Source organism: Streptomyces sp. AM 4-1-1 (genome assembly GCF_029167625.1).
Classification (GTDB): domain Bacteria; phylum Actinomycetota; class Actinomycetes; order Streptomycetales; family Streptomycetaceae; genus Streptomyces.
In genome coordinates this window covers 960,594-984,240 of the sequence record NZ_CP119145.1, presented here as the reverse complement: position 1 = coordinate 984,240, position 23,647 = coordinate 960,594, and the positions used below count along the sequence as shown (strand labels likewise).

Below are 23,647 nucleotides of genomic sequence, written 5' to 3'. Positions count from 1 at the left end.
CCCGCCGGGGCGTGACGGACTGTGCGGTCCGGGGTCCGGGCGCGACCCGGGGCGTAGCTGTCCCGGGACCGGGCGCGTGCCCGGCGTACGGCTATCCGGCGTTCTCCTGCTCCCGCTCCACCTGCTCGTTCCACTCGCGCTTGACCGCGCGCCAGGCGTCGTCGTTCTGGCCGAGGCGCCAGTAGCCCGAGATCGACAGCTGGGAGAGGGGGATTCCGCGCTCCAGCCGCAGATGGCGCCGGATCTCCTTCACGAAGCCCGCCTCACCGTGTACGAACGCCCGCACCTCGCCCGCCGGGAAGTCCAGCTCCCGCACGGCGGCCGTGAGGGCTTCGCCGACCGGGCGGTCACCGCGGTGCAGCCATGTCACCTCGACCCCGTCGGGCGTCACGATCTTCTGCTCCTCCGAGGCGTCCGGCACCTCGACGAAGGCGTGCACGACGGCGCCCGCGGGCATCCGCTCCAGCGACGCGGCGATCGCCGGGAGCGCGCTCTCGTCACCCACCAGCAGATGCCAGTCGGCCGAGGCGTCCGGGGCGTAACCCCCGCCCGGACCGAGGAGGTTGACCGTCTCGCCGGGGAGCACCCGGGATGCCCACGGGCCGGCGAGCCCCTCGTCGCCGTGCACCACGAAGTCGATGGCCAGCTCACGGGAGGCGGGGTCCCAGGAACGCACCGTGTAGGTGCGGTTCGCGGGCCACTGCTCGCGCGGGAACTCGGCCCGGACGCGGTCCATGTCGAAGGGCTCGGGGTAGCTCACGCCCTCGGGCGGGAAGCACACCTTGACGTAGTGGTCGGTGAAGCCGGAGAGCTCGAAAGCCGCGAGCCCTTCGCCGCCGAGGACCACGCGCACCATGTGCGGGGTGATGCGCTCGGTGCGCAGGACCTGCGCCCCATGGGCCTGCGGCGCCTTGCGTACCGGTCGGTCTGCCACGCGTACTCCCCTGATCGTGCGGTGCTCACAACAGCTTAGGCATACCTAAGCTAACACCTCACCGGCGGAGTGTGGAGAGCAGCCGCTGGAGCGCGCCGCCCAGGCCCCAGCGGGCCGCGAGCGCGTCGAGAGCGGCGGCATCCCTGGGTCGGGAGGGCAGCGCCGGGTCGAACGCGGGCAGTGGTACGTCGGCCGCGACCCGGACCACCTCGGGCGCGACCGCCACGTAGTCCCGCGCCTCGTCGAGCCGCTTGCGCTGCGACGGGGTCAGCCGGGACGCCGGATCGTCCACGGCGGCCATGATCCCGGCCAGGTCGCCGAAGGTGTCCAGCAGCTTCGCCGCGGTCTTCTCGCCGATCCCCGGCACCCCCGGCAGTCCGTCGCTCGGATCGCCGCGCAGCAGGGCCAGATCGACATAGCCGGGGCCGTCCACGCCGTACCTCTCGCGCAGCCACGCCTCGTCCGTCAGCTGCGGTGATCCGACACCCTTGATCGGGTACAGCACCCGGACGCCCCGGGCGTCGTCGACCAGCTGGTAGAGATCCCGGTCGCCCGTGACGATGTCCACGGGGCCGGCGGCCAGTCCGGCCAGCGTGCCGATCACGTCGTCCGCCTCGTATCCCGCCACACCCACCCGGGCGATCCCCAGCGCGTCGAGCACCGCCTCGATGACCGGAACCTGAGGGGCCAGGGTGTCGGGGGTCTCCTCCTCGTCGGGTACGCCCGCCGGGGTCGCCCCGGCCACCCGGTGCGCCTTGTACGAGGGGATCAGCTCGACCCGCCAGTGCGGACGCCAGTCCGCGTCCATGCAGGCGACCAGGTCGTCGGGCCGGTGGTCCTGGACCAGGCGTCCGATGAAGTCGAGCAGGCCCCGCACGGCGTTGACCGGGGTGCCGTCCGGAGCCCGCACGGAGTCGGGAACGCCGAAATAGGCGCGGTAGTAGAGGGAGGCGGTGTCGAGGAGCATCAGGCGTCGCGTCACATCCCGATGATGCCGCACCCCACTGACAGCGGGCCGGGCGGCGACCGGCGGGAGGACGGGCGAGGTGACCGGTCCACGCCGTGAAAGTGACGCGGGACACACTTGTGTTTGCTCGGTGTAAGTGCGGGCAGGCACGGCACCGGAGCGGATCACGTCCTAATTTCAACTAGTGCACGTGCCATGCGGACAGAATCCGCGCCGCTCCACGGCCTGTCGGTGGGGGTGACGGGCCGTTTTCGGTTCAACGCGTGAGGTGTATGTGTCAAGGCTGCAAGCTGAACACCTGTACAAGGTGTTCGGCAGACGACCCGATCAAGCCGTGCGGAAACTGGAGCACGGCGCCGACCGCGATGAGCTGCGAGAAGACGGAACGACCGCAGCGGTGATCGACGCGTCCTTCACCGTCGATCCGGGACAGATCTTCGTGGTGATGGGCCTGTCCGGGTCCGGTAAGTCGACGTTGCTGCGGATGCTCAACGGACTGCTGGAGCCGACCGCCGGACGCGTCCTCTTCGACGGTCAGGACCTGACCGCACTGAGCCCGCGTGAACTGCGCGCCGTCCGTTCCTCGAAGATCAGCATGGTGTTCCAGCACTTCGCGCTCTTCCCCCACAGGAGCGTGCTGGAGAACGCCGCGTACGGCCTCGAAGTGCAGGGCGTGCCGCGCGCCGAACGTGACAGGCGCGCCGCCGAGGCACTGGAGATGACCGGCCTCGCCGGCTGGGAGAAGTCCTGGCCCGACGAGCTGTCCGGTGGTATGCAGCAGCGCGTCGGCCTGGCCCGCGCACTCGCCACCGACGCCGACCTGCTGCTGATGGACGAGTCCTTCAGCGCCCTCGACCCGCTGATCCGCCGCGACATGCAGGACCAGCTGCTCGAACTGCAGAAGCGGCTCAAGAAGACCATCGTCTTCATCACCCACGACCTCAACGAGGCCATGCGTCTGGGCGACCGGATCGCCGTCATGCGCAACGGCGAGATCGTCCAGCTCGGCTCGGCCGAGGACATCCTGGTCCGCCCGGCCGACGACTACGTCGCCTCGTTCATCCAGGACGTCGACCGCTCCCGGGTGCTCACCGCCGGCTCGATCATGGAGAAGCCCGAGAAGGGCCGCTCCGACAAGGAGCTGCTGGCGGGCGCGCCCGCGACCGTCTCCGCCGGGACGCCGATCTCGGAGCTGTTCACGCCGTGCTCGACGAGCGGTGCCGCGGTCGCGGTCACCGACTCGGACGGCGACGTCATCGGAGTCGTACCGCGCGGCCGGCTGCTCGCCGCGCTCGGGGAGGAACCCCGCGTCGAGGACGTGCCGCGGTCCAGGGGGGACGGGAAGCCGCCCCGGCGGGGCGCCAAGAAGGAGATGACCGCCGGTGCCTAGGTTCAAGTTCGGTTCCTGGGTCGAGTCCGCGGTCGACTGGCTCCAGTCGAACCTCGGCTGGCTCTTCGACGCCATCAAGGCCGTGCTCGGCGGCATGTACGACGGTGTGAACTACGTCCTCGGCGGCGGGGAGCCGCTGCTGGTGGCCGCGGTCTTCGCCGTCATCGCGTTCTGGCTGCGCGGTGTGGTCCCGGCCGTGCTCACCTTCGTGGGCTTCGCGCTGATCGACTCCCTCTCCCTGTGGGACGAGGCGATGGCCACGCTCTCGCTGGTCGTCGTGGCCGCCGTCATCACCATCGTGATCGCGGTGCCGATGGGTGTCTGGGCCGCCCGCAACAGCAAGGTCAGCGCCACGCTGCGGCCGGTGCTCGACGTCATGCAGACGATGCCGGCGTTCGTCTACCTGATCCCCGGCGTCATGTTCTTCGGCGTCGGTGTCACCCCCGGTGTGATCGCGACCATCGTGTTCGCGATGCCCCCGGGCGTACGGATGACCGAACTCGGCATCCGGCAGGTGGACGGCGAGCTGGTCGAGGCGGCCGAGGCGTTCGGCACCACCCCCAGGGAGACCCTGACGCGGGTACAGCTGCCGCTCGCCCTGCCGACGATCATGGCGGGCATCAACCAGGTCATCATGCTGGCCCTCTCCATGGTCGTGATCGGCGGCATGGCGGGCGCCGGCGGGCTCGGCGAGAAGGTGTACGCGGCGATCACCCAGCTCCAGGTCGGCCTCGCCGCCGAGAGCGGTATCGCCGTGGTCATCCTGGCGATGTACCTGGACCGGATGACCGGGGCGCTCAACGAGCGGGTCTCCCCGCTCGGCCGCCGCGCCGCCGCCAAGGCCGCTGCCGCGGCCCGGCGCTTCAAGTTCACCCACTACAAGCCGGGCACCGCCGTCGCGATGGTCGGCGTGGTCGTCCTCGCGCTCCTCGCGGGCGGGATCAACGCCATCGGCTCCGGTGACGACAAGGGGTCCGAGGCCACCGACAGCACGAACGTCGGCAAGGGCCAGAAGATCAACATGGGGTACATCCCCTGGGACGAGGGCATCGCCTCCACCTTCCTCTGGAAGGAGATCCTGGAGCAGCGCGGTTTCACGACCGACATGAAGCAGCTCGACGTCGGCCCGCTGTACTCCGGTGTGGCCCGTGGGGACATCGACTTCCAGACGGACTCCTGGCTGCCGACGACGCACAAGGACTACTGGGACAAGTACAGCTCGCAGCTGGACGATCTGGGTTCGTGGTACGGGCCGACGTCGTTGGAGCTGACGGTTCCGTCGTATGTGAAGGGTGTGGATTCGCTGGCGGATCTGAAGGGGCAGGGCAAGAAGTTCAACGGGAAGATCATCGGTATCGAGTCGAGTGCCGGGATGATGGGGACGTTGAACAAGGAGGTGCTGAAGGCGTACGGCCTGGAGGGTGAGTACCGGGTCGTGTCGTCGAGCACGTCGTCGATGCTGGCGGAGCTGGACCGGTCGATCAAGAAGAAGGAGCCGGTGGTGGTGACCCTGTGGTCGCCGCACTGGGCCTACGGACGGCACGACCTGAAGAAGCTCAAGGACCCCAAGGGCGCCTGGGGCAAGGGCGAGGACGTGCACACCGTCGCGCACAAGGGCTTCGCCGAGAAGGCCCCGGCGGTCGCCGACTGGCTGAAGAAGTTCAAGCTCACCGAGAAGCAGCTCACCAGCCTGGAGAACGAGATCCAGGGCGCCGGCGAGGGCCACGAGCAGGACGGCGTACGCACCTGGCTGAAGAAGAACCCCGGCCTCGTCGACCAGCTGGCCCCGGTCGCCGGCGGTGGCGAGCAGCAGGGCAAGGACGCCGGAAAGACCGTCAACCTCGGCTACTTCCCGTGGGACGAGGCCATCGCCTCCACCTACCTCTGGCAGAACATGCTGGAGGACCGGGGGTACCGGACCACCGTCAAGCAGCTCGACCCGGGACCGCTCTACACGGGCCTCGCGCAGGGACAGCTCGACGTGCAGTTCGACTCCTGGCTGCCGACGACGCACAAGGTGTACTGGGACAAGTACAAGGACAACCTCACCGATCTGGGTTCGTGGTACGGGCCGACGTCGTTGGAGTTGACGGTTCCGTCGTATGTGAAGGGTGTGGATTCGCTGGCGGATCTGAAGGGGCAGGGCAAGAAGTTCAACGGGAAGATCATCGGTATCGAGTCGAGTGCCGGGATGATGGGGACGTTGAACAAGGAGGTGCTGAAGGCGTACGGCCTGGAGGGTGAGTACCGGGTCGTGTCGTCGAGCACGTCGTCGATGCTGGCGGAGCTGGACCGGTCGATCAAGAAGAAGGAGCCGGTGGTGGTGACCCTGTGGTCGCCGCACTGGGCCTACGGAGCGCACGACCTGAAGAAGCTCAAGGACCCCAAGGGCGCCTGGGGCGAGGGCGAGCGGATTCACACGGTCGCCAAGAAGGACTTCGCCAAGGACTTCCCGGAGCTGACGGGCTGGCTGAAGGACTTCAAGCTCACCGAGCAGCAGCTCGCCTCGCTGGAGGTGGAGATCCAGAAGGGCGGTGGGGGCAACGAGAAGAAGTCCGCCCGCACCTGGATGGAGGCCAACCCGGACGTGGTGGCGAAGCTGACACCGGTCGGCAGCTGAACACGGCCCCGGCGGCCGCCGAGGCACGGCCGGGGAAGTGAGTACGCGGTGAGGAGGGGACGGACCCGGTGGCGCACCGGGTCCGTCCCCTCCGGCATGCCCCGGCCGCGCGGGGCCCGAGGCTCGGAGACTGCGGGTTTTTGGCTCCCGGCGGCTCCGGGTCTCCGGGGTTCCGGGACCACGGGCCCTGGGTTTCTGAGCCTCCGGTTTTCCGGGCCCCGCGTTTCCCGGAGCGAGGCCGAGGCGGACCACCCCCGGAGCCGCCCGGAGCGGTTCATCGGCCGCATCGCCTCGCCCCGCCCCCACCGCCCCCTCGCCCCCGGCGGCTCCGCGGTGACTTTCCGGCCGCGGCACCCATGGGTTTCCGGCCTTCGACGGGCTTCCGGGGCCCGCTGCCCGGGGGCATCCCGCATTCGAAGTGCGTAGGGTGCTGGCAACCGGGAGGATGGCCGTTCGGGGAGGGAGCCGGAGATGGACGACAAGGAAGCCCTTCGGGTGGGTGCCGCGGTTCGCCGACGGCGCAGAGCCCTGGGGCTCACACTGGCCGCCGTCGCGGCCCGCAGCGGCCTTTCGGTGCCGTTCCTCAGCCAGGTCGAGAACGAACGCGCCCGGCCGAGCCCCCGATCCCTGGACCGGGTCGCCGACGCGCTGGAGACCACGACCGAACGGCTGCGGGCCGCCGCGGACTCGGCACGCGCCGTCGACGTCGTGCGGTGCTCCCCCGACACGCACACGGGTGCCGGGGAGGGCAAGGACGGCGTACGACGCGTGGTGCGCGGACGCCACCAGCTCAGCGCTCTGGAGTTCAGCGGCGAGATCGACCTCGGGCGCGAGTTCCAGCACCGGAACGACGAGCTGATGTACGTCGCGGAGGGCGCCGCCGAGGTCGAGGCCGAGGGCCAGGCGTACCGGCTGGAGCGCGGGGACACCCTCTTCCTCTCCGGCGGGGTACGCCACCGCTGGCGCGCCACCTCGCCCGGCACCCGGCTGCTGGTCGTCGCCGTCGCCGAGCACATCGACGCCACCTACGACTCCCGCCGCTGACCCCGCCACCGCGGGAAGAACCCGAAGGGCCACCGCCGTGCGCGTCGTCTCCCTGGTCCCCTCGCTCACCGAGGCCGTCGCCACCACCGGCCCCGGCCTGCTGGTGGGCGTCACCGACTGGTGCACCCGTCCGGCCGGCCTGACCGCCGCACGGATCGGCGGCACCAAGAATCCCGACCTCGCCGCCGTCGTCGCGCTGCGCCCCGATCTGGTCCTCGCCAACGAGGAGGAGAACCGCGAACCGGACCTCGCCGCGCTGCGGGCGGCCGGGCTCGACGTACTCGTCACCGAGGTCCGCAGCCTCGACCAGGCGTTCGTGGAACTGACCCGGGTGCTGGTGGACGGCTGCGGACTGGCCAGGCCGCGCTGGCTGGACGACGCCGAGGCCGCCTGGACGGCCCTGCCGCCCCCGGCCGCCCCGCGCACCGCGATCGTGCCGATCTGGCGCAGACCGTGGATGGTGCTGGGCCGGGACACCTTCGCCGGTGACCTGCTGACCCGCCTCGGGGTGCGGAACGCGTACGCGGACCACGCCGAGCGCTATCCGCGGATGCCCCTCGACGAGCTGACCTCGGCCGGCGCCGATCTGGTGGTGCTGCCCGACGAGCCGTACCGCTTCACCGCGCACGACGGACCCGAGGCGTTCCCCGCGCTGCCCGCCGTACTCGTCGACGGACGCCACCTCACGTGGTACGGGCCGTCACTGGCCGAGGCGGCACCGGCGCTGCGAGCAGCGCTCCGCTGAGCAGCCCCCGCACGGTGCGCAGCCCGGCGACCGCCCACGCCGTCACCAGGAACACGTAGAGCGCGACGGCCAGCCAGGTGTACGCGGTCAGGCCGGTGTGCCGGGCCAGTCCCGATGCCCCCGTGACACAGGTGCCGACCGGGAAGGTGAACCCCCACCACGTCATGCCGAAGGTCATCCCGTCCCGCACCGCGCGCACCACCAGAGCGCCCGCCAGCGCCAGCCACATCATCGCGAAACCCATCACCGGGACCCCGTACAGCACGGCGAACGCCCCGAACGCGGAGGCGTACGGCGCCGGGACCACGCCCGGCGCCACGTCGGCCAGCTGGTTGACCGCCGTCGTCGACTGCCCCAGCGGGCCGAGGACCAGGAACAGCACCGGGGTGAGCGCCAGTGGCAGCGGGCCCTGGTGCACCAGCCGGGCGAAGATCACCGGCAGCATCACCAGCGTCGCGAGCAGGCTCAGCCCGAACATCGCGTAACAGGCGAGCAGCAGTGCCTCCTGCCACTGCCCGGCCGGCAGTTCCGGCACCAGCAACGGCCCGAGCGCCGCCGAGACCATCGGCGCCACCACCGGCAGCAGCCAGACCGGCGACGCGGTGCCGGGCGCCGGACGGTGGCGTACCACCATCAGGTACGGGATCGCGACGGCGGCGGCCAGACCGGTGGCCGTGCCCGCCGTGAACAGCACCGCGTCCACGGCCACCGCCGCCGAGTGCCCGATGACATCCCGGCCGACCGTCATGGCGGCGCCGCCGACGGCGAGCATCGCCATGGACAGACAGCCGTAGAACGGGGCGACGGCGGGGTCGAGCAGATGGGCGCGCGCCTGGTCCCGGTGCCTGATCCAGTGACCCGCGCGAGCGGCGAGCACCGCGCAGAGCAGCACCGCGGACAGCGCCCACACCACCCAGCAGACGGCTCGCAGCCCGGGAACGCGCACCGGCAGCGAGACACCCGCGCCGGCGACGATCGCGGTGCCCATGACCGTCGCGTACCAGTTGGGGCCGACGTACCGCAGGGAGCCGGGGCGCGGACCTGCGGGGCCGGGCGCCGCGGGACGCGTGACGGCGCCGGTGTGCGCGGCGTCGCCGCGCGAGCCGTCGCCCCGCGTGCCGGCCGTCGGGGACGGGTGCTGGGGAACGGGGCGGGCCGTGGTCCTGGCCGGAGGAAGGTGGGGCATGCATCCACCCTCCCCGCAGGGGCCGTCCCCCGCCAGGGTGCCTGGATCTATGAGGTCATAAGCTGCTCTTATGTCCAGTGACGCGCGCGGCCACCTCTCCCACCGGGTCCCCGACCTCGGGGCGCTGGAGCTGCTGCTCGCGGTCGCGAGGCACGGCAGCCTGGGCAGAGCGGCCCGGGACGTCGGCATCACCCAGCCGGCCGCCAGCAGCCGCGTCCGGTCGATGGAACGCCAGCTCGGCGTCGCTCTGATCGACCGTTCGCCGCGTGGTTCCCGGCTCACCGACGCCGGCGCCCTCGTCACCGACTGGGCCCGCCGGATCGTGGAGGCCGCCGAGGCGTTCGACGTGGGCGCGCAGGCGCTGCGGGACCGGCGCGACTCCCGGCTGCGGGTCGCCGCCAGCATGACGATCGCCGAGTACCTGCTCCCGGGCTGGCTGATCGCTCTACGCGGCGAACGGCCCGGGACCGCCGTCTCACTGCTGGCGGGCAACTCGTCGGCCGTCGCCGAGCGGCTGCTGTCCGGCGAGGCGGACCTCGGGTTCGTGGAGGGCCTGTCCGTGCCGGAGGGGCTGGACGGGGCGGTGATCGCCCACGACCGGCTCGTGGTCGTGGTCGCCCCCGGCCACCCCTGGGCCCGCCGCCGAACCCCTCTCACCCCGGGGGAACTGGCCGCGACCCCACTGATCCTGCGCGAACACGGCTCCGGGACCCGCCAGGTCCTGGACGCGGCCCTCGCCGTGCACGGCGGCCTGGCCCGGCCGCTCCTGGAACTCTCCTCCACCACCGCCGTGAAGGGCGCCGCGGAGAGCGGGGCCGGACCCTGCGTACTGAGCGAACTCGCCCTCGGCGAGGAACTCTCCTCGCGCCGCCTGGTCACGATCCCCGTCGCTGGCGTACGGCTGCGCCGCCAACTGCGCGCGGTCTGGCCGTCCGGCCACCGCCCCACGGGCCCGGCACGCGACCTGCTCTCGCTGACGGCGGACCCGACGGCGTCACCCCGCACCGGCTGACGGCGGTCGGCACAAGGCGGCGGACAGGGCGGGCGCGCTCCTGGGGTACGGGGCCCCGGGAACGGCCGCGCCGGTGAACCGGCGAGAGCGGTAGCGGTACGGAGGCGGCGGCACCGCCGGCCTTTCGCGCTCTGACCACGCCGAGCTCTGACCACGCCGAGCTCTGACCACGCCGAGCTCTGACCACGCCGAGCTCTGACCACGCCGCGCTCCGACCACACCGAGCCCCGGCCGCACCGACCTCTGACAGGGCGACTCATGCCGGCGCGGCTGCCGCCCGGTCAGAGGAAGGTGCGGCCCTCGCCCCGGTACGTCGGCACGGTCGCCGTGATCCGGTCGCCCTCGATCAGGTGCAGTTCGTCGAAGCGCTCGCACATCTCACCGGCCTTGGCGTGCCGGAACCACACCTTGTCGCCGAGCAGCAGATCGTCCGCGGGGGAGCCGAGCAGCGGCGTCTGCACCTCGCCCGGCCCCTCCTGCGGGTCGTAGCGCAGACCCTCCGGCAGATACGGCACGGGCAGCCGGTCCCGGCCCGCCGCGCCGGAGGCCGGATAGCCGCCGCCGAGCACCGTCACCACACCGACGCCGGGGCGCCGCACCACGGGCTGCGCGAACAGAGCGGCCGGCCTGCCCGTGAACGACGTGTAGTTGTCGAACAACCGCGGTACGTACAGCCCCGACCCGGCCGCGATCTCGGTCACCGCCGGCTCCGCCGCGGTGTGCTGCACGCTGCCCGTGCCACCGCCGTTCACGAACTCCAGTCCGGGCGCCACGGCCCGTACCGCCCGCACCACCTCGGCCCGCCGGACGGCCAGTTCCCTCCGGGCGGCCGTCTGCATCATCCGTACCGCGCGCGACCGCAGGGGCCTGCCCGCGACCGAGTCACCGACCCCGGCGACATGTCCCTCGTACGCCATCAGGCCCACCAGCCGGAACCCGGGCCTGCGCTCCACCGAGCGTGCCAGCTCGGCCAGTCGGGCGGGGGAGCGCAGCGGCGAGCGGCGGGCCCCGATCCTGATCCGGCCGCCCAGCAGTCGCAGTGAGGTGTCCAGCTCCAGACAGACCCTGATCACCTCCCCGCCACCACCCCGCGCCGCGTCGATGAGCTCCAGCTGCGCGTGGTCGTCGACCATCACCGTCACCGCGGCGGCGAGCTTCGGGTCGCCGGCCAGTTCCGCGAAGGCGGAGCGGTCCGCCGACGGATACGCCAGCAGGACGTCCTCGAATCCCGCCCGGGCCAGCCAGAGCGACTCGGCCAGGGTGAACGACATGATCCCGGCGAACCCCGGGCGGGCGAGCACCCGCTCCAACAGCGCCCGGCAGCGCACCGATTTGCTGGCGACCCGGACGGGCTTGCCCCCGGCCCGCCGTACGAGATCGTCGGCATTGGCGTCGAAGGCCTCCAGATCGATCACGGCGATCGGGGCGTCGAGGTGGGCGGTGGCCCGGTCGTAACGGGTCCGGTCAGCGGCGCGGGCAGTCATGTCGGCAGCTTGCCAGACCGTCCTACCGCTGGGTAGGGGGATGATCCGCGCAGATCGCACGGGGGCCGGTGTTCCGTTCCCACCAGCCGCGCACCAGCCCGTAGAGTGACGGGCACGCGGTGGCCAACGGGCCTGTCTGTGACGGTGATCCGCAGACGGACGAGGGTGTGGACCAGGGGGGCGGATGAGTACCGAAGCGCGACGCGGCGCTGTTCCACCGCGCCCCGCCACCCCGCCACCCCCGGCCGTACCGCCCGCCCCGGCACCCGCCTCCCGGACGCCCCCGCCCACCCCGACGCACGTCCCACCCGCCGCCGCGACGGCGCCCCCGGCACCTCCCGCTCCTTCGCGGAGGGACGCGCCACCCGCGGTGCGTCCGGAGAGGGCCGCACCCCTCGCACCCCCCGCGCCCGCGTCCCCGCCGCCGCTGCTCCCGCCGTCCTCGCCGGGGCCCCCGCCCCCCGCCATGACCCTGCGCGGAGCGGCCGGTACCGGTGCCCCCTCGCGGCCGGGCACCGGCACGCCACCGGCCCCGGTGCCCGACGGCGGGTACGCCCCGCCCGGGTACGTGCCCGACGAGACGCCCATGGAGACCACCACCCGGCTGCGTCCCGTCCGAGGCCGCCGCTCCCCACGCGCCGTGGCCGCCGCGGTCTGCGTCGTGCTCGGTCTCGGCCTGATCGGCGGCGCGGTCACCGGCAGCTGGCTCACCGGCGACTCCTCCGCCGAGCCCGGCGCCCGTACGACGTACACCACCGGCGGTGCCCTCTGGCACAACGTCCCGGTCGACACCCTCTTCCCCCGCACGCTCAAGGGCGACGGGGCGGGCCCCGGCGGGGCCGACCGGATGTGGACCCGCGTCGCCGTCGCCCCGGACGGCGACTGCGCCCCCGCACTCGATCCGTTGCTGCTCAGGACGCTGGGTCCGGTCGGCTGCCTGCGCCTGGTGCGCGCCACCTACACCGACGCCACCACCAGCGCCGTCACCACCGTCGGGCTGATCTTCACCGAGGCCGACAGCGACGGGATGCGCGCGCTGAACACCCGCTTCACCGAGCAGCACCTCGACCGGCGCTCCGATCTGATGCCCCGGGCGTACGCCGTCGAAGGCACCCCCGCCGCCTCGTTCGGCGACCGGCAGCGCGCCAGCTGGACGGTCCACGTGCTCACCGACGTACCGGTCGTCGTGTTCGCCGTCTCCGGTTTCGCGGACGGCCGCGAGGTCACCGGTCCGCAGTCCGTCGCCGACGCCATGGCCGCGGGCGCGACGACGGCGCCCGCCCAGGCGGGACTCGGCCACGAGGCCAAGGGCATCGCCGACCGAGTCGAGCGCGGACTGCGCGGAACCGTGGCCGGACTCACGGAGAAGCCGCGATGAAACGACACCACCGCCACCTCGTGCTCGCGGCCTGCGCGGCCACCGCGTTCACCGTCCTGCCCCCGCTCTCGGCCCACGCGGACACCAACCGGGCGCAGCAGTGGGGTCTGGAAGCACTCCACACCGACCAGGCGTGGCGCACCACCAAGGGCAAGGGCGTCACGGTCGCCGTCCTGGACACCGGAGTCGACGGCAGCCACCCCGACCTGGCGGGCCAGGTGCTCCCCGGCAAGGACCTGATCGGGTTCGGCGCCGCGCGCGGCGACCGCTCCTGGGCCCGGCACGGCACCGCCATGGCCGGGATCATCGCCGGCCACGGACACGGCACCGGGCACGCCGACGGCGTACTCGGTATCGCGCCGGAGGCGACGGTCCTCCCGGTCCGGGTGATCCTCGAATCCACCGACACGGCCCGTGCCAAGGCCCGCGAATCACGCGGTACGGCCCTCGCGGACGGCATCCGGTGGGCCGCCGACCACGGGGCCGACGTCATCAACCTCTCCCTCGGCGACGACAGCGAGTCCGCCCACCCGGACCGGAGCGAGGACGCCGCGGTGCAGTACGCGCTGGCCAAGGGAGCCGTCGTGGTCGCCTCGGCCGGCAACAGCGGGGACAAGGGCGACCACATCTCGTACCCCGCCGCCTATCCCGGAGTGATCGCGGTCGCGGCCGTCGACCGCTACGGCGGCCACGCCGACTTCTCCACCAGGGGCTGGTACGCCACCGTCAGCGCGCCCGGGGTCGACATCATCATCGCCGACCCGGACCGCGACTACTACGAGGGCTGGGGCACCTCCGCCGCCTCGGCGTTCGTCTCGGGCGCCGCCGCCCTCGTCCGCGCGGCCCACCCGGACCTGACGCCCGCCCAGGTGAAGAGGCTCCTCGCGGACACCGCCCGCTCCGCCCCCGGCGACGGCCGTGACGACGCGACGGGATACGGGATCGTCGACCCGGCCGCGGCGATCGAGGCGGCCGACGCCGTCCGTCCGGCCGCGGGGCGCAACGGCTCCGCCGACGTCACGGCGGGCCACCGCGGGAGTTACTTCGGCCCCGGCCCCGACCCGGGCGACGAGGGCGGTGGCCCGGCCGACCGGCTCGCCCCGGCGGCGGGCGGACTCGGCGTGGTCCTGCTGGCCGTGGCGGTGGTGCTGTGGCGCGGCAGGAACCGGCCGGGCCGCCGCTGAGGCCAGGCACTACGCTCCTCCCGTGGAGCTCAAGAACATCCCGGACCCCGGTTTCTCCGACGACGACGGCACGGCCGACCCGGCGCTGACCTCGGCGCTCGCCGCCTGGGCGCAGGACAGGACCGCTGTCGGCCCGGTCCTCGAAGCCCTCGCCGGCGCCCGGCTGCTGGTGCCCGTCGTCGCCGTACTCGGTGAGGTGGAGGAGGACGAGCGGGGGCTGCGCCGCGAGAAGACCAGCGACATGGCCGTCCCCACCCTCCAGGCCGGTGACCGCCGTGCCCTGCCGGCCTTCACCTCCACCGCCGCGCTGGCCCGCTGGGACCCGGGGGCCAGGCCCGTCGCCGTCCCCCTGCGCCAGGCGCTCCAGGCCGCCGCGCACGAGAAGGCGGACACCGTCGTACTGGACCTCGCGGGCCCCGTGGCCTTCGAGCTGACCGGCTCCGCGCTGCGCGCCCTCGCCGAGGGCCGCACCAGCGCCGACCCGCTCGACGACCCCGCCGTCACCTCCGCGGTACGGGAGGCGGTCGCCGCCGAACCCACCGTGCTCCGCGCCCACCTCGGCCCCGGACGGGCGGACGGCACCCTCGCCCTGGTCCTCGCCCCGGACGCGGCACCCGCCGAAGCCGCCCGCCGGGTCGCCGAAGCGCTCGCGGGCAGTGAGGTCCTGCGGGCCAGACTGGTGCGCGGGCTCGACCTGGCGCTGCTGCCCGCCGAGGCCACCGCCCCGGGCGAGCCCCTGTTCACCCGCTGACCGCCAAGGCCGCTGCCGCCGCCCCCACCGCGTCCCCGGCCCCCGGGCACGGAACGAGCCCGCCGCCCCGAAGGGCGACGGGCTCGTGAGCGGGTACGGAGTGAGGGGGCGGGGATCAGCCGTAGACCGGTCCCGTGTACTTCTCGCCGGGGCCCTGGCCGGGTTCGTCCGGTACGAGCGACGCCTCGCGGAACGCCAGCTGGAGGGACTTCAGCCCGTCGCGCAACGGCGACGCGTGGAACGTGCTGATCTCCGTGGTGCTCGCGTCCAGCAGTCCCGCCAGCGCGTGCACCAGCTTGCGGGCCTCGTCGAGGTCCTTGTGCTCGTCGCCGTCGTCGGTCAGGCCGAGCTTCACCGCCGCCGCGCTCATCAGATTGACCGCGACCGTCACGATCACCTCGACCGCGGGCACCTCCGCGATGTCACGGGCCATTTCGTCGAAGCCGGGGGAACCACCGGGGGTCGCGTCACTCATGCCCCACACGATAGGCCCAGCAGGTGAGGCCCGTTCACGGGAGTCCGGCCGGACCGGTGCGGGCCCGGAAGACGCCCGAGGGCGGACCGTGGCCCGGCGGGGGCCGTCGCGCCGTCGGATTGGCGGCTGTGTCCGCGGGGGTGTTAACCTGTAACAACGACCGGCTGGGCAGCTATGTGCCCGGCCCACAAGTGGAGGCTCCGATCTCCCACCTGACCGTCCCCCTGGGACGGCGGGTCACCGGTCAGGTGGCGCCCATCGTTCCGTACGGACGATGGAGCCGCCCGATGCGCCCCGCGGTTGACCGTGGCGGTGTTCCGGTAGTTCCTGGAGCCCCGCCTGTGTCCCGTCCGGGGCGTTTTTCCGTTCCGGAGCGGTTGGTCGACGAAACAGACGTTACGTGGCTGTCCGCCAGGCGGCCGCGTGGTGCTACCGAGGAGGATCCATCAGCGCCGAGCCCCGCATCAACGACCGGATTCGCGTTCCCGAGGTCCGACTTGTCGGTCCCAGCGGCGAGCAGGTCGGGATCGTTCCGCTTGCCAAGGCCCTGGAACTCGCACAGGAGTACGACCTCGACCTGGTCGAGGTGGCGGCGACAGCCCGTCCGCCCGTGTGCAAGCTCATGGACTACGGGAAGTTCAAGTACGAGTCGGCCATGAAGGCCCGTGAGGCGCGCAAGAACCAGGCGCACACGGTCATCAAGGAAATGAAGCTCCGGCCGAAGATCGACCCGCACGACTACGACACCAAGAAGGGTCACGTCGTCCGGTTCCTCAAGCAGGGTGACAAGGTCAAGATCACGATCATGTTCCGTGGTCGTGAGCAGTCCCGCCCCGAGCTGGGTTTCCGACTGCTCCAGCGTCTCGCTTCGGACGTCGAGGATCTCGGCTTCATCGAGTCCAACCCGAAGCAGGACGGCCGGAACATGATCATGGTTCTTGGCCCGCACAAGAAGAAGACCGAAGCCATGGCCGAGGCCCGCGAGGCCCAGGCCGCCCGCAAGGCCGAGCGTCAGGGCAACGCCCACGACGACCAGTCCGCGGGCCAGGCCGCCGAGGCTCCGGCCGAAGCCGCCGAGGCTCCGGGCGAAACACCTTCCGAGGCGTGACCTCCGGGGGCCGCCATCCAGGCGCCCCCGGGTCCCACCCCGGGATTCCCACGAAGATCTGACGCCCCTGTGGTCCGGTGCCCGCACCGTGAGGGACGCCACTGACGAGGAGAGAACGGCGCGATGCCGAAGAACAAGACGCACAGCGGTGCCAGCAAGCGCTTCAAGATCACCGGCTCCGGCAAGGTGCTCCGTGAGCGTGCCGGCAAGCGCCACCTGCTCGAGCACAAGTCGTCCAAGAAGACCCGCTCGCTGACCGGCACGGTCGTCGTGGCTCCGGCCGACGCCAAGAAGATCAAGAAGCTTCTCGGCAAGTGAGGCCGCGCCCCTGGAGTCCAGGGGCCGCGACCTCGACCAGACCGGGACCGATTCGTTTCCGGGCCGTGTGAGTACGACCACGGCCCCGCTACAAGGAGTTAACAAGTGGCACGCGTCAAGCGGGCAGTCAACGCCCACAAGAAGCGCCGGGCAATCCTCGAGCAGGCCAGCGGTTACCGGGGCCAGCGCTCCCGCCTGTACCGCAAGGCGAAGGAGCAGGTCACCCACTCCCTCGTCTACAACTACAACGACCGCAAGAAGCGCAAGGGCGACTTCCGTCAGCTGTGGATTCAGCGCATCAACGCCGCTGCCCGCCAGAACGGCATGACGTACAACCGCCTCATCCAGGGTCTGAAGGCCGCCAACATCGAGGTGGACCGCAAGATCCTGGCCGAGCTCGCGGTCAACGACGCCAACGCGTTCGCCGCCCTCGTCGAGGTCGCGCAGAAGGCCCTCCCGAGCGACGTCAACGCCCCGAAGGCCGCCTGATCCAGGCAGTCCTTCTCGGTTCCCGAACCGGACCCGCAGCCGCTCGTCGTCTGCGGGTCCGGTGCGTTGCACGACCTGTTCCGTACGTAGAGAGGCTCGCCGCCGACCATGGGCACCCCCGAACTGATCTCCCCGCGATCACCGCGCGTCGCCGCCGCCCGACGGCTGGCCAGGCGCAACTTCCGCGGCAAGGAGCGCCGGTTCATCGCCGAGGGGCCGCAGGCCGTGCGTGAGGCCGCCGTACACCGGGGCGACGACGGGGAATCGACGCTGACCGAGCTCTTCGCCACCGTCGAGGCCGCCGAGCGGTACGCCGACATCGTCGCCGCCGCCCACGCCGCGGGCGCCCGGGTGCACCTCGCGGACGGTGACGTGCTCGCGGACGTGTCGCAGACGGTCACCCCGCAGGGCCTGATCGGTGTCTGCCGCTTCCTGGACTCGCCGTTCGAGCGCGTCCTCGCGGCCGGACCCACCCTCGTCGCGGTCCTGGCCCACGTCCGCGACCCCGGGAACGCCGGCACCGTGCTGCGCTGCGCCGACGCGGCGGGCGCCGACGCGGTCGTCCTCACCGACGCCTCCGTGGATCTGTACAACCCCAAGTCGGTCCGCGCGTCCGTCGGTTCGCTCTTCCATCTGCCGGTCGCCGTCGGCGTACCGGTCGAAGAGGCGGTACGGGGACTGCGGGACGCCGGAGTCCGTATCCTCGCCGCCGACGGCGCGGGCCACGACGACCTCGACGACGAGCTGGACGCGGGCACCATGGGCGGCCCCACCGCGTGGATCTTCGGCAACGAGGCGTGGGGACTGCCGGAGGAGACCCGGGCGCTGGCCGACGCCGTCGTCAGGGTGCCGATCCACGGCAGGGCGGAGAGCCTGAACCTCGCCACCGCCGCCGCCGTCTGCCTCTACGCCTCCGCGCGGGCCCAGCGCCCCCGGCGCACCACCTGATCCGCCCAACGCCTCCGCCCGGCTTGCCGAACGGCCGTTTTCGGCCAGAACCACGACGTCCGCCGATCCCCTCGGGGAACGGCTCGACCTGCCGTCGCGCCCTCGGGCGAAAACTCCCCGTCGCCTTCGCCCCGGTCCTGCCGATGCCGCCGGGTCCGCCGGGGAACGTACCGCCACCACCGGCCATCCTGGCCCTCCGCGCTCCTCCCGGGCGCCCTCGCCGCCGGGCACGACGGGGCCGCCACCGAACGATCCCGGCCATCGCCGTACCCCGCCGACCAGCGCGTCATCGCAGTGCGCCCCCACAGGGTGTCGTTCCGTCACCGACGGCTAGTAGGGTGACGAACTCGGGGGCCCACTGCACCGGTTCGAGAGGTGGGGTACGGGGAGATGGCTGTCGGCATGAGCAGGCCGCGAGAGACACGCACGGCCGTCGTGCGCGACGGGACCACAGGACCGGCGGGCCCGGACGGTGACATCCGCCCGGCGCCCCGGCCGTCACAGGGGCCGGGCGCGGCCGGCGGCATCGGCGGCGGTATCGGCGGCGCACCGGACATCGACCCCGACGATCTGCCCGACGGTCTCGTCGTCGCCGACGAGACCGGCCGGATCGTCTGCTTCAACTCCGCCGCCACGCGGATCACCGCCGTCCCCGGAGCCGCCGCGATCGGCAGCACCCTGGAACACGCCCTGCCGCTGGAGGACCTCAAGGGCCGCCGCTGGTGGACACTGACCGATCCGTACGGCGGTCTCGCCACCCGGGTCGGCCAGCCCGAGCGGAACCTGCTGCTCCCCGGGGGCCGCGAGGTCCTGGTCTCCGCCCGGTACGTACGCGAGTCCCCGACCGGCCCGGTCCGCCGGGTGGTGGTCTCGCTGCGCGGCACCGAGGCCCGCCGCCGCACCGAACGCAGCCACGCCGAACTCATCGCGACCGTCGCCCACGAGCTGCGCTCCCCGCTGACCTCGGTCAAGGGCTTCACGGCGACCCTGCTCGCCAAATGGGAACGCTTCACCGACCCCCAGAAGCGATTGATGCTGGAGACGGTCCACGCCGACGCCAACCGCGTCACCCGGCTCATCGCCGAACTCCTCGACATCTCCCGGATCGACACCGGGCGGCTGGAGCTGCGCCGCCAGCCCGTGGACGTGTCCGCCGCCGTCGAGCGCCACATCCAGGCCCTCACCGCGAACGGCCAGGCGCCCGACCGCTTCCTCGTCCGCATCCGGCAGCCGCTGCCCGATCTGTGGGCCGACCCCGACAAGGTCGACCAGATCCTCGGCAACCTCCTGGAAAACGCGGTGCGGCACGGCGAGGGAACCGTCACCATTGAGATCGCACCCGCCCCCGTACCGGGCAGGAGCGACGAGGAAGGGACGGCCGTCACCGTGAGCGACGAGGGCCCCGGCATCCCCGAGGAGTCGATGAGCCGCGTCTTCACCCGCTTCTGGCGGGGCAGCAAGCGCGGCGGCACCGGCCTGGGCCTCTACATCGTCAAGGGCATCGTCGAGGCCCACGGCGGCACCATCACCGTCGGCCGCGGCCCCGGCGGCGGCGCGGAGTTCCGATTCGTCCTGCCCGTCGGTGCGCCGGCCTATCTGGCCTGAGCCGCCCACGGGCTCCGCAGCGTCCCAGCGACCTTTAGACTCGACCTTTGGCACCTTTGCGTCCTCCAGTCGTCGAGCGGGGCCGCGCCACCAGCCAATCGGAAGCACGGGAAGAGATGTCGGCACCGAACAAGTCGTACGACCCAGTCGAGGTCGAGGCACTGAAACCGGAAGAGATCGAGCGCATCCGGGACGAGGCGTTCGCCGCCTTCGCCGCCGCCGGTGACCTCGACGCGCTCGCCCAGGCGAAGACCGCGCACACCGGTGGCACCTCGCCGCTGTCCCTCGCCAACCGGGAGATCGGGGCACTGCCCCCCCAGGCCAAGGCCGAGGCGGGCAAGCGCGTGGGCCAGGCCCGTGCCGCCGTCGGCAGGGCGCTCGCCGCCCGCCAGACGGAGCTGGAGGCCGAACGGGACGCCCGCGTCCTGGTCGAGGAGGCGGTGGACGTCACCCTTCCCTACGACCGCGTCCCGGCCGGAGCCCGCCACCCCCTGACGACCTTCATGGAGCGCGTCGCGGACGTCTTCGTCGCGATGGGGTACGAGGTCGCCGAGGGTCCCGAGGCCGAGGCGGAGTGGTTCAACTTCGACGCCCTGAACTTCGTGCCCGACCACCCGGCCCGGCAGATGCAGGACACCTTCTTCGTCCAGGGCACCACCCCCGACGGCAAGGCCACCACGGGTGACGAGTCCGGTGTCGTCCTGCGTACGCACACCTCGCCCGTCCAGGCCCGCGCCCTGCTCGACCGCGAGCCGCCCGTCTACGTGGTCTGCCCCGGCCGGGTCTACCGCACCGACGAGCTCGACGCGACGCACACCCCGGTCTTCCACCAGATCGAACTGCTCGCCGTCGACGAGGGCCTCACCATGGCCGACCTCAAGGGCACCCTCGACCACATGGTCCGGGCGCTGTTCGGCGCGGACATGAAGACCCGGCTGCGGCCGAACTTCTTCCCGTTCACCGAGCCGTCCGCCGAGATGGACATGGTCTGTTACGTCTGCCGGGGCGCGTCCGTCGGCAACCCCGACCGCCCCTGCCGCACCTGCGGCAGCGAGGGCTGGATCGAGCTCGGCGGCTGCGGCATGGTCAACCCCAAGGTGCTGACCGCCTGCGGTGTCGACCCCGACAGGTACAGCGGATTCGCCTTCGGCTTCGGCATCGAACGGATGCTGATGTTCCGCCACAACGTCGAAGACATGCGAGACATGGTCGAGGGTGACGTCCGGTTCACCCGGCCGTTCGGGATGGAGATCTGATGCGCGTCCCGCTTTCCTGGCTGCGGGAGTACGTCGACCTGCCGGTCACCGAGACCGGCCGTGACGTGCAGGCCAAGCTCATCGCCGTGGGCCTTGAGGTCGAGACCGTCGAGCGGGTCGGCGCCGGTCTCAAGGGCCCGCTGGTCGTCGGACAGGTGCTGACCATCGAGGAGCTGGAGGGCTTCAAGAAGCCCATCCGCTTCTGCACGGTGGACGTCGGCGCCGCCAACGGCACCGGCGAACCGCAGGAGATCGTCTGCGGAGCCCGTAACTTCTCGGTCGGCGACAAGGTCGTCGTGGTGCTCCCCGGCGCCGTCCTGCCCGGCGACTTCGCGATCGCCGCGCGCAAGACGTACGGCCGGACCTCGCACGGCATGATCTGCTCCGCCGACGAACTCGGCATGGGCGACGACGGCACGCACGGCATCATCGTGCTGCCGCCCGAGCACGAGGCCGGGACCGACGCGATCGAACTGCTCCAGCTCGTCGACGAGGTCCTCGACATCGCCGTCACCCCGGACCGGGGCTACTGCCTGTCGATGCGCGGCGTCGCCCGCGAGGCCGCCATCGCGTACGGCCTGCCACTGCGCGACCCGGCCCTCCTCGACGTGCCCGCGCCCAACGCCTACGGCTACCCGGTGAAGATCGCGGACCCGATCGGCTGCGGCCGGTTCACCGCCCGCACGGTCGTCGGCCTGCGCCCCGAGACCCGCTCCCCGATCTGGATGCGGCGCAGGCTCCAGAAGGCCGGGATGCGGCCCATCTCGCTCGCCGTCGACATCACCAACTACGTGATGCTGGAGCTCGGCCAGCCCCTGCACGCCTACGACCGCACCCGCGTCGACGGCACGATCGGCGTCCGCCGCGCCCAGCAGGGCGAGAAGCTGACCACCCTCGACGGAACCGTACGGGTGCTCGACGCCGAGGACCTGGTCATCACCGACGAACGCGGCCCGATCGGCCTCGCGGGCGTCCTGGGCGGCGCCGACACCGAGATCGCCGACGCCGACGAGGACCCCTCGAACGGCACCACCGAGGTCGTCGTCGAGGCCGCGCACTTCGACGCGATCTCGATCGCCCGCACCGCGCGCCGCCACAAGCTGTCGTCCGAGGCGTCCAAGCGCTTCGAACGCGGCGTCGACCCGCAGGCCGCCGCCGCTGCCGCGCAGCGCACCGTCGACCTGCTGGTGCTGCTCGCGGGCGGCACCGCCGAGGCCGGCGTCACCGAGGTCTCCGCCCCGTCCGCTCCCCGCACCATCGCCATGAGGGCCGACCACCCCGACCGCGTCGCGGGTGTCACCTACGGCCGTGAGACCGTCGTCCGCCGCCTCCAGCAGGTCGGCTGCGACGTCTACGGGCAGGACGAACTCATCGTCACCGTGCCGTCCTGGCGCCCCGACCTCGGCGAGCCGAACGACCTCGCCGAGGAGGTCATCCGGCTCGAAGGGTACGAGAACCTTCCGTCCACCCTGCCCACACCGCCCTCCGGCCGGGGACTCACCGAGCGGCAGCGGCTGCACCGCAGGGCCGGCCGGGCGCTCGCGGGCGCCGGCTACGTCGAGGCGCTGAGCTACCCGTTCATCGGCGACACCGTCCTCGACCAGCTCGGCCTGGACGCCGACGACGCCCGTCGCCGCACGGTGAAGCTGACCAACCCGATCTCCGACGAGGAACCGGCGCTGCGCACCACGCTGCTGCCCGGACTGCTCGGCGCACTGCGGCGCAACGACGGCCGTGGCAGTCACGACCTCGCGCTCTTCGAGACCGGGCTGGTCTTCAGGCCGACCGGTGACGAGCACCCCGCCGTGCGGCTGCCCGTCGACCACCGCCCCGGCGACGAGCAGATCGCCGCACTCGACGCCGCGCTGCCGCGTCAGCCGCGCCACGCCGCGGTCGTCCTCGCGGGCGCCCGCGAACAGGCCGGCTGGTGGGGCAAGGGCCGCCCGGCCGGCTGGGCGGACTCCATCGAGGCGGCCCGCTCGCTCGCCCGCGAGGCGGGCGCCGAGCTGACCGTCCGGGCCGGCCGACACGCGCCCTGGCACCCCGGCCGCTGCGCCGCGCTGTACGCCACCGTGGACGGCGAGGAGACACTGGTCGGGCACGCGGGCGAACTGCACCCGCGCGCCGTCAAGGAACTCCACCTGCCCGAGCGCACCAGCGCCATGGAGATCGACCTCGACCTCCTGGAGCGGGCCGGTACCGGGCCCGTGCGCGCACCGCGGATCTCCACCTTCCCGGTCGCCACGCAGGACGTCGCCCTGATCGTCGAGCGGGACGTGCCCGCCGCGGACGTGGAGCTGGCACTGCGCGCGGGCGCGGGTGACCTCCTCGAATCGCTGCGGCTGTTCGACGTCTTCACCGGTGACCAGATCGGCGCGGGCAAGAAGTCCCTGGCGTACGCGCTGCGGTTCCGCGCCGCCGACCGCACACTGACCGTCGACGAGGCGTCCGCCGCCCGTGACGCGGCGGTCGCCCTGGCCGCCGACCGGACAGGGGCGGTACTGCGCGGGGCCTGACGTCCGCGCGGACACCGAGGAGGGGCGTATCCGGCCACCGGATACGCCCCTCCCGCGTACTCGCCGTCCCGGCGGGAACCGCACGCGGGGGGCCGGCCCGGGGAGGAGTCCGGGTCCGGCCGGTCCCGCGGCCACCCTCCTGTCGCTGGGCAGTGGGATGTGCGGTCCGGCGTCGCCCGCTCCGCCGCGGAGTGTGTCGGGCAGGTCGGCGGAGCGGACGGGCGCGGCGCGGGTCGC

20 protein-coding genes are annotated in these 23,647 nt (G+C 72.5%); 15 read left to right on the top strand and 5 right to left on the bottom strand.

Features of this window, described 5'->3' with window-relative positions:
- Nucleotides 1–91: 91 nt before the first annotated feature.
- Both PZB75_RS03975 and PZB75_RS03970 read right to left on the bottom strand, forming a co-directional pair.
- Complete coding sequence (locus tag PZB75_RS03975) at nt 92–934, bottom strand: siderophore-interacting protein (protein WP_275533889.1); 843 nt, start codon at nt 932–934, stop codon at nt 92–94.
- Between the two features lie 58 nt (nt 935–992).
- A complete protein-coding gene (locus PZB75_RS03970) occupies nt 993–1,901 on the bottom strand; it encodes a 5'-3' exonuclease (RefSeq protein ID WP_275538572.1) in 909 nt (302 codons plus the stop codon).
- Nucleotides 1,902–2,175: 274 nt separating this feature from the next.
- Between PZB75_RS03970 and PZB75_RS03965 the strand changes: the two genes are divergently transcribed.
- From PZB75_RS03965 to PZB75_RS03950, 4 genes are all read left to right on the top strand, one after another.
- Nucleotides 2,176–3,291: a glycine betaine/L-proline ABC transporter ATP-binding protein gene (locus PZB75_RS03965; protein WP_275533888.1), complete on the top strand. Its 1,116-nt coding sequence runs from the start codon at nt 2,176–2,178 to the stop codon at nt 3,289–3,291.
- Complete coding sequence (locus PZB75_RS03960; protein ID WP_275533887.1) at nt 3,284–5,911, top strand: ABC transporter permease/substrate binding protein; 2,628 nt, start codon at nt 3,284–3,286, stop codon at nt 5,909–5,911. The genes PZB75_RS03965 and PZB75_RS03960 overlap by 8 nt, the downstream gene beginning before the upstream one ends.
- A gap of 471 nt (nt 5,912–6,382) precedes the next feature.
- Entirely contained in the window at nt 6,383–6,955 is a 573-nt protein-coding gene (locus PZB75_RS03955; RefSeq protein ID WP_275533886.1) for a helix-turn-helix transcriptional regulator, read from the top strand.
- 37 nt (nt 6,956–6,992) lie between these two features.
- A complete protein-coding gene (locus PZB75_RS03950; protein WP_275533885.1) occupies nt 6,993–7,700 on the top strand; it encodes a helical backbone metal receptor in 708 nt (235 codons plus the stop codon).
- Here PZB75_RS03950 and PZB75_RS03945 read toward each other — a convergent pair.
- Entirely contained in the window at nt 7,639–8,688 is a 1,050-nt protein-coding gene (locus PZB75_RS03945; protein ID WP_275538571.1) for a TDT family transporter, read from the bottom strand. The genes PZB75_RS03950 and PZB75_RS03945 overlap by 62 nt on opposite strands.
- Before the next feature lie 268 nt (nt 8,689–8,956).
- Here PZB75_RS03945 and PZB75_RS03940 point away from each other — a divergent pair, with 268 nt between their 5' ends.
- Entirely contained in the window at nt 8,957–9,898 is a 942-nt protein-coding gene (locus tag PZB75_RS03940; protein WP_275533884.1) for a LysR family transcriptional regulator, read from the top strand.
- Between the two features lie 281 nt (nt 9,899–10,179).
- Here PZB75_RS03940 and PZB75_RS03935 read toward each other — a convergent pair whose 3' ends face one another.
- Nucleotides 10,180–11,382 (bottom strand): amino acid deaminase/aldolase, encoded by a 1,203-nt coding sequence (locus tag PZB75_RS03935; protein WP_275533883.1) that lies wholly within the window; start codon nt 11,380–11,382, stop codon nt 10,180–10,182.
- Nucleotides 11,383–11,848: 466 nt separating this feature from the next.
- Between PZB75_RS03935 and PZB75_RS03930 the strand changes: the two genes are divergently transcribed.
- The 3 genes from PZB75_RS03930 to PZB75_RS03920 are packed head-to-tail and all read left to right on the top strand — an operon-like array spanning nt 11,849 to nt 14,695.
- A complete protein-coding gene (locus tag PZB75_RS03930; protein ID WP_343286216.1) occupies nt 11,849–12,760 on the top strand; it encodes a hypothetical protein in 912 nt (303 codons plus the stop codon).
- On the top strand, nt 12,757–13,944 hold the full coding sequence (mycP, locus tag PZB75_RS03925) for a type VII secretion-associated serine protease mycosin (protein ID WP_275533881.1): 1,188 nt from the start codon (nt 12,757–12,759) through the stop codon (nt 13,942–13,944). The genes PZB75_RS03930 and mycP overlap by 4 nt, the downstream gene beginning before the upstream one ends.
- A 22-nt stretch (nt 13,945–13,966) precedes the next feature.
- On the top strand, nt 13,967–14,695 hold the full coding sequence (locus PZB75_RS03920) for an SseB family protein (protein WP_275533880.1): 729 nt from the start codon (nt 13,967–13,969) through the stop codon (nt 14,693–14,695).
- Between the two features lie 115 nt (nt 14,696–14,810).
- Here the strand turns inward: PZB75_RS03920 and PZB75_RS03915 are convergent, their stop codons facing one another.
- Nucleotides 14,811–15,170, bottom strand: coding sequence for a DUF1844 domain-containing protein (locus tag PZB75_RS03915; RefSeq protein WP_275533879.1), 360 nt, complete (start codon nt 15,168–15,170; stop codon nt 14,811–14,813).
- A gap of 400 nt (nt 15,171–15,570) precedes the next feature.
- On the opposite strand from PZB75_RS03915, the gene infC reads away from it, so the two are divergent.
- The 7 genes from infC to pheT all read left to right on the top strand — a co-directional run bounded on the left by infC (nt 15,571) and on the right by pheT (nt 23,410).
- Complete coding sequence (infC, locus tag PZB75_RS03910; protein WP_275533878.1) at nt 15,571–16,278, top strand: translation initiation factor IF-3; 708 nt, start codon at nt 15,571–15,573, stop codon at nt 16,276–16,278.
- Between the two features lie 123 nt (nt 16,279–16,401).
- Entirely contained in the window at nt 16,402–16,596 is a 195-nt protein-coding gene (gene rpmI, locus PZB75_RS03905; RefSeq protein WP_003970213.1) for a 50S ribosomal protein L35, read from the top strand.
- 105 nt (nt 16,597–16,701) lie between these two features.
- On the top strand, nt 16,702–17,085 hold the full coding sequence (gene rplT / locus PZB75_RS03900) for a 50S ribosomal protein L20 (RefSeq protein WP_018103794.1): 384 nt from the start codon (nt 16,702–16,704) through the stop codon (nt 17,083–17,085).
- A gap of 108 nt (nt 17,086–17,193) precedes the next feature.
- Nucleotides 17,194–18,033 (top strand): RNA methyltransferase, encoded by an 840-nt coding sequence (locus tag PZB75_RS03895; RefSeq protein WP_275533877.1) that lies wholly within the window; start codon nt 17,194–17,196, stop codon nt 18,031–18,033.
- Between the two features lie 390 nt (nt 18,034–18,423).
- Nucleotides 18,424–19,638, top strand: coding sequence for an ATP-binding protein (locus PZB75_RS03890; protein WP_275533876.1), 1,215 nt, complete (start codon nt 18,424–18,426; stop codon nt 19,636–19,638).
- Between the two features lie 116 nt (nt 19,639–19,754).
- Nucleotides 19,755–20,894 carry a phenylalanine--tRNA ligase subunit alpha gene (gene pheS, locus PZB75_RS03885; RefSeq protein ID WP_275533875.1) on the top strand — a complete coding sequence of 380 codons (1,140 nt, stop codon included), beginning with the start codon at nt 19,755–19,757 and terminating at the stop codon, nt 20,892–20,894.
- The gene (gene pheT / locus PZB75_RS03880; protein WP_275533874.1) at nt 20,894–23,410 is read left to right on the top strand and encodes a phenylalanine--tRNA ligase subunit beta; all 2,517 of its coding nucleotides are present in this window, start codon (nt 20,894–20,896) and stop codon (nt 23,408–23,410) included. The genes pheS and pheT overlap by 1 nt, the downstream gene beginning before the upstream one ends.
- The last annotated feature ends 237 nt before the right edge of the window (nt 23,411–23,647 follow it).

Coding starts and splice junctions, on each gene's coding strand:
- pheS (WP_275533875.1), top strand. CDS start 19,755: ATGTCGGCACCGAACAAGTCGTACGACCCAGTCGAGGTCGAGGCACTG.
- rpmI (WP_003970213.1), top strand. CDS start 16,402: ATGCCGAAGAACAAGACGCACAGCGGTGCCAGCAAGCGCTTCAAGATC.
- mycP (WP_275533881.1), top strand. CDS start 12,757: ATGAAACGACACCACCGCCACCTCGTGCTCGCGGCCTGCGCGGCCACC.
- PZB75_RS03930 (WP_343286216.1), top strand. CDS start 11,849: ATGACCCTGCGCGGAGCGGCCGGTACCGGTGCCCCCTCGCGGCCGGGC.
- PZB75_RS03895 (WP_275533877.1), top strand. CDS start 17,194: ATGGGCACCCCCGAACTGATCTCCCCGCGATCACCGCGCGTCGCCGCC.
- PZB75_RS03955 (WP_275533886.1), top strand. CDS start 6,383: ATGGACGACAAGGAAGCCCTTCGGGTGGGTGCCGCGGTTCGCCGACGG.
- PZB75_RS03970 (WP_275538572.1), bottom strand. CDS start 1,901: ATGCTCCTCGACACCGCCTCCCTCTACTACCGCGCCTATTTCGGCGTT.
- PZB75_RS03915 (WP_275533879.1), bottom strand. CDS start 15,170: ATGAGTGACGCGACCCCCGGTGGTTCCCCCGGCTTCGACGAAATGGCC.
- PZB75_RS03945 (WP_275538571.1), bottom strand. CDS start 8,688: ATGGGCACCGCGATCGTCGCCGGCGCGGGTGTCTCGCTGCCGGTGCGC.
- PZB75_RS03940 (WP_275533884.1), top strand. CDS start 8,957: ATGTCCAGTGACGCGCGCGGCCACCTCTCCCACCGGGTCCCCGACCTC.
- pheT (WP_275533874.1), top strand. CDS start 20,894: ATGCGCGTCCCGCTTTCCTGGCTGCGGGAGTACGTCGACCTGCCGGTC.
- PZB75_RS03890 (WP_275533876.1), top strand. CDS start 18,424: ATGGCTGTCGGCATGAGCAGGCCGCGAGAGACACGCACGGCCGTCGTG.
- PZB75_RS03935 (WP_275533883.1), bottom strand. CDS start 11,382: ATGACTGCCCGCGCCGCTGACCGGACCCGTTACGACCGGGCCACCGCC.